This is a genomic window from Paenibacillus sp. FSL M7-0896 (genome assembly GCF_037975415.1).
Taxonomy (GTDB): Bacteria; Bacillota; Bacilli; order Paenibacillales; family Paenibacillaceae; genus Paenibacillus_AQ; species Paenibacillus_AQ silagei.
This window is the reverse complement of the sequence record NZ_CP150250.1, coordinates 2,140,039-2,155,304: the sequence shown is the minus strand read 5'-3', so window position 1 is coordinate 2,155,304 and position 15,266 is coordinate 2,140,039. Positions and strand designations below refer to the sequence as shown.

The window sequence follows — 15,266 nt, the reverse complement described above, 5'->3', positions numbered from 1 at the left end:
TAGTATTGTGACTTAAGGATTTCCCAGCAGAGTGTGCCCGCCCGCTTACGAGCGAACGGGCACATCCTTGTTATTGCTTAGCTGTAATGAATTGATCCAGACGGATGGCAATGGCTGCCGCCTGCTCACGCGTAAGCGGAGTGGACGGGTTCACCTTGTTGCCTTCCCCGAGAATAATGCCGTTCTTGATGCTCATTGCCACTGCCTGTCTTGCCCATGCCGGAACCTTACCCTTGTCAGTGAAACCGCTGAGAATCGAAGTGACTTCAGCCTCGCTAAGTTCACTGCCCGGATTAACCTGATTCAGCAATCTTCCGAGCATCGTCATCGCTTCAACTCTTGTCAGCGTATCCTTAGGCGCATACTTTCCGCCTTCGAGTCCGGTAACAATACCCATTTCAGCGGCAATGGAGACACTGCGGTTATACCAGCTGCTGCCGCTGACATCACTGAAGCCTGCCGAAACTGTTTGCTTGTTCATGAGACCTGCAACGCGCAGCAGAATGGTTGGATATTCTGCCCGGGTTACTTTGCCTGCCGGATCGAACAGTTCCGCAGATTTCCCTAGCACGAACAGCTTGGCGGATGCAGCCGCAATGCCTTCCTTGCCCCAGCCTGAAGGCATATCCTTGAAGGTCTTCTGGTTGCGGATGAAGAAGAGGCTGCCTTCACCGGTCAGTTGTACATTCACTGTCGTACCGCTGCTGTCCAGCTTCCAGGGTACGGTTGTCCAGTTGCCGTCTTTGTCCTTAAGCACCATGGCCGTAATCTCCTTGGCCGCAAGCGGCGCAGGAATCGCGATCTTGGCGGCAAGCGCCGGAGTCCAGCTGGCCTGCGGCAGGTTCACAGTGACTGCGGCACCTTGACCTGCCCCCATCAGGGTGAAGCCTTGCTGATCGGCGATAGCCTTCATGCCCTGCTGATCGGCATCACTATTGGCACCAATACCGATGGTAAGTCCGGCAGTTACACCTGCAAGATTCTCAGGAGCAATAACCAGTTGTCCCATTGGAACTTCAATCACAATCTTCTTCTTCGCGGTCAGCTGCTGCTGGACCACACTCTGGTCTATACGGATACTGAATGCTTTGGCATTCTTATCGGTGGAGCTTACCGTGAGGTCACTGCCAGCCGCAGCTTCTTTATCCGTAATGTGTACGATCGCTGTAAGTCCATTCCACTCTGTCTTCACGGCTTGGCCGTTGACGGTAACCTCGGCTGCCTGCTCCGGTGCTTGTTCTTCAACAATTCCCGGCACGGCACCGCCGCCTCCGCCACCACCGCCAGCTCCGCCGCCACCGCCTGAGCCACTGCTGGTCCAGACGGATGCAGGAACGCTGCCGGAAGCCTTAACCAGCTTGTCCAAGGAGGTGCGCTTAGCCAGCACGACGATGGCACCCGGATGAGCGGTTACGATACCATCAAGCGGAAGCAGACTCCATGAGCTTACATTGTCATTAAATTTCAGTTCTGCCGGGTTGGAAGAGAAGACCTTGTAAGCGATCTGCTGTCCGGTCATATCCCCAGCGGACGTCACCGTAATCTTCGTGTGATTGCTGTCTCCGCTAACCGCAGAGGATACGGCTTGTACAGTACCCAGTTCATTCGGTTCCGGTACAGCTACTGTTGTCACAGCCATGCCTTTAAGCGTAACACCCTCAGACACCTTGTACTCGGCTTCAATCAGACTGGAGCCTGTAGCCAGTGCAGTAACATTGCCTTGTGCCGACAGGGATACTGCATCACCTACGGCAACTTCATAAGTCAGATTGGCCAGATCCTTGCCGGTAATCGGCTCTTCTTTGAATATTGGCTTGCCATTCCCGTCCTTGCCATCCGACACCTTGAGATAGGCCTGAATTTGGCCTGCCGCACCCGGCGTCAGCGTCTCCGCTCCCTTCAGAACGAGGGCAACCGGTACTTTGAAGCCGGCATTCGTAATATCTACAACCGCTGTGTTCTGATTGCCTGCTTCGTCCTTAGCTACAATGCTGAGGGCGACAGAAGGGTCAGCCGAGTTAATTTTCACAGCTCCGTTGAAATCACCGTTTAACGAATCCACAGTAAGCGGAGCAGAAATCTCAACATCCTTGTATTTTCCATCCGGCTGTAACTGGCTCACGGTATACACTGCGCTCAGCTTGGTTCCTGTAGTCGTAGTTCCTGCTACACGAATCTCACCGTTCGCCGTCCGCTCACCCGTTAGTGGCTCTGTGAGATACAAGACCGGTGCGATCGTATCTACCGTCAGATAGAGCATGGTCACTGAGATATCCTTAGTTGCCGTATTTCTGGCCCGCAGTTCAATCGCATACGGTCCGTCCGTCTGGAACTGGTCGAGATTCAAGGTGCCTTCGCTTCCGCCGCCGGCCTTGTTCGTCAGGGCTACAGTCCCAATGGATTTGTCAGCATAGAATGCTTCCACCGTCACATTGGACTGTTTGGAAGAGAGCGTCAGCTTCTGCTTCGTTTCATTCGTTAACAGGTTCACATAGTTCCCGGAGGAGGCATCTACCGTCCCCGATGAACTCAATACCGTCAGATCCGGCAGATTCGGAGTTGGCAGCAAGGTACTGCTGCTCTCACGCCGCTCGGCATAATGATAGTTCTGATGCTTGTCGGCATCCTCGGTTGGAACCGTTGCGGCACTGACGCCGATGACGTAATTCTTCTTCACTTCCAGACCGACATATTTCACCTTGCTCAGATCAATCACTGAGCCTTCAAGGCTGCCCTTATAGACTTCATCTGTTGTAGATACAGCCTTCCAGCCGCCAATCAACAGACCTTCGTATTTGCCTGTGGAGGCGTTCCAGTAAGGCTTAAGCTCCTGTTCGGTATACAAAAGCTCTCCAAACGGAGCATATTCACTCAGTTTGCCTTCAGCATCCAGCTTCGCATCGACCACGTAGCTGTGCTCGAAGCCGCTGTGTCCCGATTTCTTCGCTCCCGGCTTGAAGGAGAGTGAGAACAATCCGTTGCCGGCAGGCTCAACCTTGACCTCACTCACACTCTGCGGTGCCAGCGGATCAATGATTTCAAAGCGTTGCGGCGAAGTCTTCGTCCCGAAGTTCGAGCTGGATTTCAGCTCGGCCCGCAGGTAGTAATTGCCTTGTCTGAGCAGCCCGCGGATATCTTCGGGATTGCCCATCAATGTTACATTGGTGACATCGATCACTTTGCTGCCGCTCGTAATTCCGCCGCTAACCGAGCCGCCAGCTCCGACCGGCACATCCTTGGCGATCAGCATACCCGGATCACCCGTCTGCAGAATCTCTTGACCATTCAGCATTTCCTTGCGGTTCGTCACGGCATCCTCAGCGAGATACAGGTTCACAGTATCGCCTTCGGCTGCGTTGGCCACTTTCCAGGAGGCTGTGAACTTATTCGCACTCAAGCTGTCCTTCGCCAGGTTGACTTCACCCAGAGTAGGCAGGGTAGGAACGTTCAACAGCTTGGTATCAACCGCCGAGACAGCTGTCAGCTTCCAAGTACCGCCCTTTGTAGCTTCATTTTCAGGAATAATGATATATGCTCTGCGAATGTCCACTTCACTGCTGAGTTTGGGCCCATTCTCTGTTTTATAGCTTGCAGGAATATATTGTGTAAAAGCATTTGCCGTAGGATCAGTGTTCGTGTTGTCGAATTTCACCGGATACAATTTGCCTGAGGCATCCTGCAGCTTGAATTCAGGCATTTCCTTGCTGCTGTACTCCATTTCAATAATGGCATTACCGGCTACGCCGTCCATTGGAATCTCATGGATTCTGCCGCCGTTCTTGACCGTAATGCCGCCTACGCCGACATTGATTGATCCGTTCTCAACATATTTGACGCCTTCTTCTACCTCACGGTAGATAATTTCCTGATTCTCTTCCTCGGAAGCTACCTTGGAGGTGGCCAGCGTCTGCACGCCCGCACCAATCACCATGAGACGAGGTCCAAGCTCAGGATCATCCACCACCAGATGGATCATTCCTTCCGGCAGCTGATCGGTCGAAGTACCGAATTCAATGCCGCCACTCCAGTAGTAAGTAATACCTAAGGAGATCAGCAGAATACCGATGCTGCCCCAGACCTTATCATTGTTGACGCCGAGGAACATACTCGACAGCGGCATGCCGCCGACAATTGGTACATCATTTGGAATCTGCACCTTCGAGCTGATGTAGCCTTCAAAATCAGTGCGGTTCTTCTCCAGATTCTGTCCGACGAAGATGCCCGCCTTCCCGATGATGATGTCCCAGCCGCCGATGTCCATCTCTGCTTCTACGCGCACGAACCATGGCGTTACCCACTGCGCCTCGAGCAGCGCTTTGGTCAGCATCGGAAGCCGGTCATCTTTCTCCGCATCAGCTTTGGCAGCGAAATCCAGCTTGCCTTCGACCTTAAGGCCGGTGCGTTTCACTGTCAGATCTACATCTCCGAAGAAATACGCCGGAGCAATCCCGAACCGCATCCCTACGCCTGCTTGAATAGTCAACGGAAACGGGTCTTCTGCCGTGCCGCCGGCAATGGTGTCCGCCAGTTCACGTACTGCTCCCCGGATTGCTGTCAGGTACGTTGCGCCCGTAACCAGGATACCCGGCTGCGGAAGCTCTGCCCCGAAGGCGATCACATCCGGAAGAATCCGGCCGTCTTTCACTTTTTTGAGTGAGAATTCAATCTCCACACCCATCATATTCTTCAGTTGGGCCGCGAACTCCAGACCGTATTCATTGCCTACGCCATTGCCCTGCACAGCGTGCTTGATCGTTACCTTGCCGCTTGGAGCATCCGGACCTTTTTTCTTATCTGCGTCCTTCTTCTTATCCGGTCCGAACAAGCCCATCTCCTGATTGAGATCGAAGCCCAGGGAGGCATCGACGCCATAGAAGCCGGCACTGTTGAAGATAACATTCTTGATTTCAGAGTTAATGATCTTCAGGGACAACGAGCCGCCGAAGGAAATCCCATTCTCTCTAAGAATGAAATCATTGAAGGAGAAGCCAAAGCCGTCAATGGAGAAGCTTGGTGCCCCGAACAACGATTGCTTGTTGAAGTACACATCCTCAATCATAATCTGGCGCAGCGGATTCAATCTGTCACCTACACCGCCGATGGCCCATTTCAGGCTGCCGTTCTGACTGTCGTCTTCCGGATTGCCGTCATTGCCCTTCTCGTCCTTCTTATCGTCATCCTTGTCCTTATCCTCTTCCTCTTTTTCCTTCGTCGGATCGAAGTCCTCTTCTCCAAGCGACTTGTTGAAGCCGTTGAAGAAGTCGAGTGTCCATTCGCCTTTATGGAAGACGAACCCGCTGCTCGCTACGCTCAGCGTTCCTTCACCCTTGACGAACAGGGTATCCAGGAAAGGCAGATCGCCGGGAAGGGTGTTTCCGAAGATATCCAGCTTACCGCGTACAAAAGACAGGTCCTTACCTTTATAAGCTACAGCATCATTAATAATTGCCGGTTCTGTCTTGGTATCCACGATCACCTGCTCTTCGTCACCTGTGCCAACCTGCTTGATCATGCCGCGGACGGTTACCAGAATCTCACGGTCGAATTCCGGGTCCTTGGCTTCCGCTTCTTCCTTGAATTCCTCAAAGTCCTCTTCTGTTGCAAACAGCTTATAAGCATACATTGGTGTCTCTTTCAGCGCTTCCTCATCCATGAATTCGCTGATATCGAACTTCGGATCAACCGCTTTGCTCGCTGCGCCGAACAATGCCTTGGTTTTCTTATATTCGGTAACAGCCTTGTACAGGAACGAACCGTCCTTGAAAGGCTTGCCCGGGAACAGAGAGTTCAGCTGATCCACCAGCTCATCCTTTACAGACGCACCGTTCGCAAGGCCGCTGATATCTACAGCTTCCTTGTAGACCGCCATTACTCCGGCTTCACGGATACGCGTGTCATTATTATCAGTGACCAGGAACGATTGCGGAGTTGTCATATCATAGAGAGCCGCTACTTCCTCATCTCCGCCGGCATCGCCTTTGTAATCAATCTCCACCTGATATTCACCGAGCGGCAATTCAGGTCCAAGCCCGGCTTCCAGCACATTGCCGCCTGAATCCACCTGGTCACCGCCGCGGTACGTAATCCGCATAGCGCCGGAGAATCCATCGTCTGTCGGCTGCATCACCACTGCATCCTGGACATTGACCTTATACCGGTTACCGTTTGCCTTATTCTTGAGGTACAGGTCAAAGTTCGGTGCGGTCGTTGCATTGCCCGTATTGTAGGCTTCAATATTTGACAGATTCACTGTCAAATATTTCACGTCTGTGCTATACAGCTCTGCCGGTGCTAGTGCGTAGGAATACGTAGCTGTTGCTTCTCCCACCGGCGGCAAAAGAATGAAATTAGTGCGGGTCGATTCATACTGGGCTTTAATGCCCTCATCCTTCACGCCTTCGATTTTGCCTTGCGTTTCCGGGCTTCTCGCGGAAATCATATACTCCCGGGTAACCGGCCAAGGTCTGCCTTTGGCCTGAACGCGGAAGGTAGCGGTAATCGCATCACCCGGCTTGTACTTCGGCTCAATGCCCATCGCCGCTTCATCAGGTGTGGCTGACTTTTTGAACTCCAGCATTTTGCTGCGGGCATTCTCCAGGACCGGATTCCCGTTTGCATCCAGGACAGTTTCTCCCATTTCATTCTGCCTGACGAAGCTGAGGCCGCTCTCCAGGGTCATCTCGACTTCAATTTTGGAGTGCTCCATATTGTAAGCCTGAAGGTTCTCTACTTCTGCTATAACGTCGAAGACACCATTTTTCTCATATTTCGTCGGTACGCCTCCGCCTTCAACCGGCTCGGTAGCCAGTTGCTGTACCTGATCTACATAACGGATCGAGAACACTTTATCAGGGGCTGTCAGCTCACCGAGACCGTATACAGTCTCGAAGCTCTGGAAGCCTCCCGGCGCCAGCTTCTCCGGGTTCCAATAGAAGGCAACCGCAGAATCCGCTGTGCCGAAATCATTGGTATCTCTGGTGAAGTCCAGATTCGGATTAATTTTATAATCCCATTTCGTATTCGCCAGGCCGTTCCAGTGCCCGACGATCATTTCATCCACAATATTAATATTCTGTTCGGCAAAGTTATTGAAGCCGTAGGCCACCACATTGGTTGCCTGAGGATTCGTCAGATCCAGCTTGTCGCGCATCACCCAATAAGCAGGAATCTTGAAGTAAGCTCTATCTTCAAAGGGAATCCCCTTATCGTCCTCCGGATTGTGGACCAGCTTCCGCTCCACCTGCAGCGGTGACTTGTAGGCTGTGCCAATCTGGAACTGCGGCCCGTCGTTGCCGCCGACCATCGTATCCAGCAGAATCCGGCTGCCGATCTGCACCTGCGCACCGCTCTTGTTGTTCACTTCATAGCGGATGTTGACATTCCCGGAATTCACAGCATCCTTGCTGTCGGTGTAGAGCATTAGAATCTGCTTGATCTCTACGCCTTTAATCTTCCAGATCATCTCCAGCTGCTTGGTGCCATTTGAATTCTCCACCACTTTAGGTGCACTAGTCTCTGAATAGTGGCTGGCGTCGAACTTGTATTTATTACCGTAGATATAATCCGTTCCATCGATCCGGAACGTCGTGAACGACGTCTCCGGGTCATCTCCCTGGAACAGCAGGTTTACATTATTGTCGTTCTTGCGGATCGGTTGACCCTCTACAGTGCGAATGCCGTAGCGGCCCGTTTCGTTATCCACGGTGACCTTAATAAAGTCATTCTGGATCATGGTTGTCTTGGTACTGCTGGCCGCCTCGACGAGAGCATGGAAGCTCTCGGAGGTGGACAGAAATACCATGATTAAGGTGAGCATTACCGCTACTGTGCGTTTCAACAACTTCACCAAGTATTCCCCCTGTTCTTGTTTCAACTATTTCAGATTGCCGACAAAGAAGGTAGCAAATTCGCGGTCACGTTCCTGGGTTCTCACCACAATGGTGTACCAGCCTGTTTTCGGGAAGGTGACCTTGAAATTACTGCTCACCAGTTCAGCATAGGTCAGCTTCTGCTTCACCAGCTTCAGCTGTCCTTCGCGGTACAGACCAGGGTAATACAGAATATCGAATGTTCCAGCCTGGTTGACCTTGTCTACTCCGCCTACCTTCATCAGGTTGAAGCCGGATACCTTGAAGGTAATGGTGTTGGTATTGAACAACGCAGATTCGCCGGAGGAAGCCGAGATTAAGGTATCGTTACCGAAGACCAGCAATCCGCCGTCCTTCACGACCACCACATCCTGATAGACCACCGACTTATTGCCTACCTGATCAACTGCAGTGTACGCTACGCGCTGGCGTCCAAGCTTGCTCAGATCCAGCCCGCTGACCGATACTTTCACGTTAGCCTCAGCCGATACATTATCAGAAACGGTGAACCCGCCGAGATCCGTACGGAAGTTAAAGTCTTTCTTGTTCTGAACAATCCCTACGGTTTCCTTGTTCAGTGTCAGCTCAGGTGCTGTGTTATCAAGTCCTGCAATGGTCACCGGAACCTTGTTCACATTGCCCAGCAGATCCGAGATGGCCATCACCGCTGAACCGCTGCTCTCAAAAGCACGCGAGTAGCTGTACGTTCCATCCGCTTTACTGATCTGGTTCGTATACGCGGCTCCATCTGAAATAGGTCTTACGCCCGAGAACATTTGGTTAGGGGCAGCAACGGTGCCGCTAAGCGTAACCTTCACTTTGCCCTTGGCGTATTTCTGTCCGCCGATGGTCACAATCTGATCGGCCGGAACCGCTTTGCCTTCGGCATCTACAAAGGTATAGGCCACTTTGTCCGGTACCGGCGGCGCAGAGAGAATATTGGTTACTTTCTCTTTGATAACTGTTGTATTGCCGTACACATCCGTCACAGTGAATGAAGCCGTTCCATTCTCCATGAGTGTAATGCTCTTATCGGCACTGATGACATTGAATGCCTTAGCCGATGCATCTGCCTTCTCTACGTTAAGTGTTACACCTGTGGAGAACAGCACATTGCCGCTGTTATCCTTCAGGGTGCCGAAGGTTTGGCTTCCATTCTCGCCATATTGGTAGGAACGGACTACTTTTACTCTAGGCACTTCCTTGTTAATGTTCGCAACCGTTGCTTCAACCGTATTGACATTTCCGGCCGCATCCTTAATTTCGAATTCGAACTTGCCGTTCTCAGTGAAGGTGTAGGCTGTCTTGCCGCCATTGTTCACCACCGTCACCGGCTCAGAGGTGCTCTGGAGGAGGGCAACCACATTACCGTTCGTACTCTCCATGTATGAATATTCAACGGTTCCTTCAGGCTTAGTGCCGTCAATATTTTTCACAACCAGATACAGCGTATCTGTCCGGTCCGGATCACTTAGATCGGTCAGATCGAAGCTGTAGTAGCCGTTCTCGTAGATCTTGAATGAATTGCCGGTCCGTACAGGCACCGAAGGGTTAATCTTCGATGGCATTACGCGGATACCCGGCGGGAGCGTAATCTCAATGTCTGCGCCAACCTTGGCATTGACCGGGCTGTTCACGCTTAGTGAAGCAAGCGCATAGACCGGCTGTACGCTGGTAGAAGCTCCATCGACATCAAGCTTGGCCGGTTTGCTGATCAGACCTCCCGGCGTTCTGTACTTCACCCACACCAGAAGCTCCTCAGGCTTACTCGTCGGAACCTTCACTGCTACGAAGTTGGTGTACGGCTTCCAGTTCAGCCAGCTCACACCGTTATCCGGTGATACTGAATATTCATAACCGGTCTTGTCCTCCGTTTCGAGACTCAGCTTCACAATGGCTGTGTAGCCGTCCGCTGTATCACCGGACAGATAGATCAGAGAAGACTTGGCATCCGACACCGGCGCATCAGGCTTGGTCGTTGCCGAGACCTTGAAGGTTCCTGCACTTGCCTTGATCGTGCTGTTGCCTGCTCCGTCAACCGCAAGTACATATAAGCGGAACTCAGAGATTTCTCCCGATTTCAGCGATTTGTCATCGATGGAGACTGAGCCGCCTGCCGGAACATCTGCCCATTTTGTCGACGACTCTGTAGGTACTTCTGCGCCTGCTTCTTGTTTGACCCATTGATACTTGCTGACCAGTCCTGTTTTGCTGTAGAACTCTGAGACGCTAATCTTCGTCTTCTGCAGCGGCAGCGGGTAAGCAACTGAATCAGGGCTGAAATACACTACCGGTGCTTCATTGTCAAAATAATAAGCCTTCGAGTAGTAGTACGTTTTGTCGCTGTGCTTCACCATAAGATGAATGTATTGCGTGCCGTTTAATTTTAATTTTTCAGCAGGAATAATATAGCTGTAAGTGGCCTCAGTTACAGAAGCGCCAAGGCTCTTGGCTGCCAGCTTGGCATCGGTGCCGGCTTCTGGCGAAGCAGCAGGCGTCGCTGACGGTTCAGTTGCTTCTGCTGAGCCAGTTGGTGTCGCTGCCGGTTCAGTTGCTTCTGCTGAAGCAGCAGGTGTTACTGTCGGCTCAGCACTGTTATCCGGTGCCGGAGTCTCTTCCGATTCAAGCGGCGTCAACGAAGGCGCTGTTGGCCCGGAGGACAGGAACTTCATAATGGCTACCGGCCCGATGCTTGCTATAACTTCCGGCTCAGCCGGAGGATTTGGCTCTGTAGGAGCACCAGACGCTTCCGGTTCCGAAACATCTTCAATCAAGCTTTTCTCAGACAGTGGAGATATGCCAGATGACTCGGAAACCTCTAGTCCGGTAAATTTACTATCATTATCTGGACGAAGAGAGCTGTCGCTGATGGCATAGCCTACATAATCGGGATGCACACCGCTGATCTGGAAGGTGACATCATGACTTTTCACATAGTTAGGATTGGCTTCCGGTGTGAACTGTGTCGGAATAGCCGCTTCCGAACTTACAACCACCGCTCTTTCCTGCGGTGTCTTGATCGTCTCATTGCCCGCTTTATCCAGTGCCTTCAGATAGAGCCAGTACGAGCCGTCCTCATCAATATCCTCATAGGTAGATCGGGTTACGGTCGAACCGGTGTATGGCGTATCTGCCCACTTACCGCTGGCCGGGGAATCCCCGTCCTTCACCCATTGATACTGTACACTGCTGACTCCGCTATGGTCGTCTTTCACCAGAGCCTGTACTGTAGCGGTATCCTCTCCGGCCAATGTAATGGCAGGTCCCTGGTTGTCCAGCTTAAGAACGCCTACTTCATGCTTCCAGTTGGAGTCGTCATTCTTGAAATCTTCAAGCGGCCAGACACTCTTATCGCCGTATTGTCCAACGGCGGCCAGCGCCTGATTGTCGGCATAGAAGATCTTATCTGCCTCTTCACCCGGCGCTTCTGCTATCCAAGCATCGTACTGCGCCTGATGGGTTTTCTTGTATACATCTTTCTTCTCATGCTGCATCAATTCTCTGGCTGAATCCCAGGACATATCGGCAGTCCAGGTATGCAGATACCACTCGCCGCTGTTCCCTTCCTCGAAGGCTTCCGCCGGAGGAGCAAGCAGATTCGTCTTGTTATTCACTACCGACAGCTCTATATTCTCGAATTCTCCCGGATACAGTTCATCTGACGGCTGCTTGGCGGAGAGTGCATAACGCTTAAGGGCTGCGTAATGGTCTCCGGCTACACCGGCGAATGGATCAGCCTTATCCTGGCTCCACCAGTAGTACACCAGACCTACCGAGGGAGAGGCTTCCGCACTCATATTGGAAGGGCGGTAGATTCCGCGGCTCGGCCGTTCCGTACCACGGTCAGGGACGGTAGGATCAAGATGCGGTACTTTAATGGAAGGATCGTTGGCATCAATTGTAACCTTGCCTTTTTTAGCATACTCCTGATCAGTAGCGCCGCCAGTCTCGAACCGGTAACCGATCACCGGCTCTGTGTTGTCGATGAACAGGTTCGCCCAGTCAATCTTGGAGTTAGCGAGCGAATCGTCACTGCCGTAAGGTTTAATTTCCTCTTTATGGATTCCATCGTAGTTCGCAGGCTGGATCATCAGGTTCCCTGCGTAATCCTGGATAACATCGGTATCCATCTGGATGGGCTCACTGCCACCCTTGGCATCATTAGATATAGCTACAGCCTTGAGAAGCGGGGTTTCCACAGTTTTTCCATCAGGCACAGTCATGCGGAAGCTCCAATTCGGTGTATTCCTGCCTATAACATAATAGGCTTTCATGCCGTTATTGAAGAGGATGAAGGTTTTCTTCTCGTCCCAGCCGGTCTTGGCAATCGCCTCTTCCGTCATCTGCAGAGTGAAGTCAATCACATCTCCCTTGTTGAGCGTAACCCCGGTCAGAATCTCCGGCTGAATGCCGTTCGCTGTCTTGGAATACTTCGGACGCACGGCATCGACAATGACGCGGAAGCCGCCCCGGTCGAAGTCAAACGGGTTCCCGCTTTTCCGGTCCAGCCAGGCATTGCTGCCGCTGCTCGGTACGGTGTTGAGATTGACAACCGCTTTATTGCCTGCCGCATCACTGAGCACCGCTTCTTTCAATTTATTATCCAGCGACAGATCCATCTGCGCTCCGCCGGTGGTTCCTCCGGTAATTAACGGTCTCAGCGGATTATTGCCGCTGTTGTGAAAAGGAACTCCCGTATATTTATAGGCAATTTTTTTCTGATAGGAATCCAGATTATTCTCATTGAACGATATATTCTGCAGGTACTGCTGCTGTCCGGCTGCTGGCAGTCCAGTTAGAGGATCATTAACAAAGAGCTTGTGCCGCAGGAAGTAATCAGAATTTGCCTTCACTACCGAAGTCGGTCTGACCGGCTCACTGAAGTTGTAGCTGAGCGTGATGTTCTCGTCTCTTTTGACATACAGCTCTTTCTGATTAATCTTCTCGTTGAGCCGCTCTGCACCATTGCCGGTGAAGGTATAGTTATCGATGACCGGACGCTTGAGATCCTGGAACTTGAGGTAGAATCCGCGTACACCGGCTGCTTCACCGTCGTCATCGCCTTCGCCCCAGACCCTAATGGTAATAACGGAATTAGGTTTGATGATGGCCTTGGCCGACTTGTTATACCGCTGGCTACTGCCGGTTCGTTCATTAATAATATCTTTTCCGTCAATGTTTACTGTAATAGACGAATGACGCGTCCATAAGAACCCGGAGTGACGGCGCAGTACAGAGAACCCTGTAAGCATCTCCGCATGTCCGCTCTCCGCCATATTTTTCAGAAGCGTATTGTCGGCTACCTTCACCTGGAATTGAACCGTGGCCTCATTATCATCGACACCGGCAAAGATATCTCCCTTGACCCAATCATATTTGGCATCTTTGTCTTTCTCTGTCTGTTTGAAGCCTTGCTCCTCGGTATAAAAGTTGAGGAATGTATTATCCGCAGGGTAGCTTAGGTTCCCAACATGTTGTCCGTTTAGAAACTTGACTTCAAAATCATCACCCGCAGCCTCTGCCAGTCCGCTAAAGGAACTGGGTATTAACGATAACAACATACTAAGAATCAAGCTTAGCGAGGTATATCTCTTCAATCTCCTGCTCATTAACAATTGGTGCTCCCCCTTATTCGTTCATCATGTCCTGTCCGGCATGCAGCAAGCTTCGCTGTAGTCTAAGATTCACTCCCTATGCTTCCGCATTCTCCTTTCGCCCTGCCCTCCCGTGGACAAAAAATACTAGTTATAAACTACCTATTTTTTCATATCTGCGTTTATTCTATCAGGCAGCTCTAAACAAACTCTTAACAAATCTCGACAAAAGCTGCGTCAAACGCCCCAAAACAGGGTTAATATACTCGGAAAACGAAAAAAGTCCTGAATTTTTAAGAGAAAATGTCTGAAAAGCAAAATAAACCGCACTGAGAACGGCTCAGTTGCGATTTATTGGTGTTGTTTTGCTATCAAGTATTCTTCAGCAAGTCAACCATGTTATGATAATGAATTTCGCTCAGATGGTAGATAAAGTCATCCATCTTATAATTCTCACGTTCAACAATCCATAGACAAATCGCACCTACCAATCCCGATATCATGTACTCGAGACCAATTTTCATCTTTTCATCGTGGTGATAATCGCCGATTCCGGCGAAGATAAACGTTTTAAAAGCGTCTTTTAAGTAGATGGGGAAGTTTGGGTGAATGTTTTGAGTGAGCATGGTTTTAAAGAATATCATGTTTGCATCGATATTGTCGAAAATCGTTTTTATCATCGTACCGAACATATCCTTGTCCATCTCATGGATCGAGCTCACCTCCAGGCTCAAGCAAGCATTCAAATTCTGTACGCTCTCCTGAAATAACTTGTCCATGAATTCAGGTTTATCTACATAGTGTAAATAAAATGTGTTTCGATTTATCATCGCTTCGTCGGCAATGTCTTGTACAGTAATTCGTTCGTAGCCTTTGGTTTGCACTAGTCTCAAGAAGGCTTCCTTAATCGCTTTTCGCGTTTTAAGAATACGCAGATCCACCTTATCCTTGCCCAATAATGAGCCACTCCTTCATAAATAATAGTCAAATATATATATAATGATGTTTAAATGTCATGTTGACTCATATCAACCATTGAACGTTTTAATTGTAGATTTTACAATTAAAATTGTCAATTACACTCACGTATTCATAAGAGGAGAATCAGATATGAAAACACTAGCGATCATTGGTGCAGGTAAGGGATTAGGAATGTCTATTGCGAAGAGCTTTGGAAAAAATGACTTCCAAGTGGCATTAGTCGCAAGAAACGCCGCAAAGCTGCAAGAAATGGTGAATGACTTGAAAGCGGAGGGTATTAAGGCCTCTTATTTCATAGCGGATATTTTCAGTAAAGAACAAATTGAACAGGCGATCAGTAACATTAAAGCACAGTATGGCCAGATTGATGTGCTGGAATTCAGTCCTACAGCAGGCAACTATCCTCCCACCTCTGTATTGGAGTTAACCGTAGAGAATGTAAGGGACGCATTTGAGGCCTATGTGGTCAGTGCCGTCCAAGTTGTCAATGCTGTTCTCCCTGATATGCTCGCTAAGAAAGAGGGTTCCATACTCTTTACCACAGGATTATCTGCCATGTACCCCGTCCCAATGATGGGGAATATCGGCATTGCTCTTTCAGGACTGCGCAATTATGTAGCTAATCTCCATACTTCATTGGCTGCTCAAGGCATTTTTGTTGGTCACCGTTCTTTAGGCTTGTTGATTAAGGAGTCGGGTACTGGCGCAATCAATGATCCGGATGTGATTGGCGACATGTGGTATCAAGCCTATATGGACAAAACCATATGGGAGGAAGAATATCCCAAGGGTGTAACCCCCGAAACCATTGTATTTTAACATT

Annotated in this window: 4 protein-coding genes; 1 reads left to right on the top strand and 3 read right to left on the bottom strand. The window is 50.4% G+C overall.

Going from position 1 to position 15,266, the window contains the following annotated elements; all coding sequences use genetic code 11:
• Positions 1–70 precede the first annotated feature (70 nt).
• From MKY12_RS09035 to MKY12_RS09025, 3 genes are all read right to left on the bottom strand, one after another.
• Positions 71–7,846: an S-layer homology domain-containing protein gene (locus MKY12_RS09035; protein ID WP_339313518.1), complete on the bottom strand. Its 7,776-nt coding sequence runs from the start codon at positions 7,844–7,846 to the stop codon at positions 71–73.
• 27 nt (positions 7,847–7,873) lie between these two features.
• The gene (locus tag MKY12_RS09030; RefSeq protein ID WP_339313517.1) at positions 7,874–13,477 is read right to left on the bottom strand and encodes a hypothetical protein; all 5,604 of its coding nucleotides are present in this window, start codon (positions 13,475–13,477) and stop codon (positions 7,874–7,876) included.
• A 356-nt stretch (positions 13,478–13,833) separates the two neighbouring features.
• A complete protein-coding gene (locus MKY12_RS09025; protein WP_339313516.1) occupies positions 13,834–14,418 on the bottom strand; it encodes a TetR/AcrR family transcriptional regulator in 585 nt (194 codons plus the stop codon).
• A gap of 154 nt (positions 14,419–14,572) precedes the next feature.
• On the opposite strand from MKY12_RS09025, the gene MKY12_RS09020 reads away from it, so the two are divergent.
• Positions 14,573–15,262, top strand: coding sequence for an SDR family NAD(P)-dependent oxidoreductase (locus tag MKY12_RS09020; protein ID WP_339255209.1), 690 nt, complete (start codon positions 14,573–14,575; stop codon positions 15,260–15,262).
• The last annotated feature ends 4 nt before the right edge of the window (positions 15,263–15,266 follow it).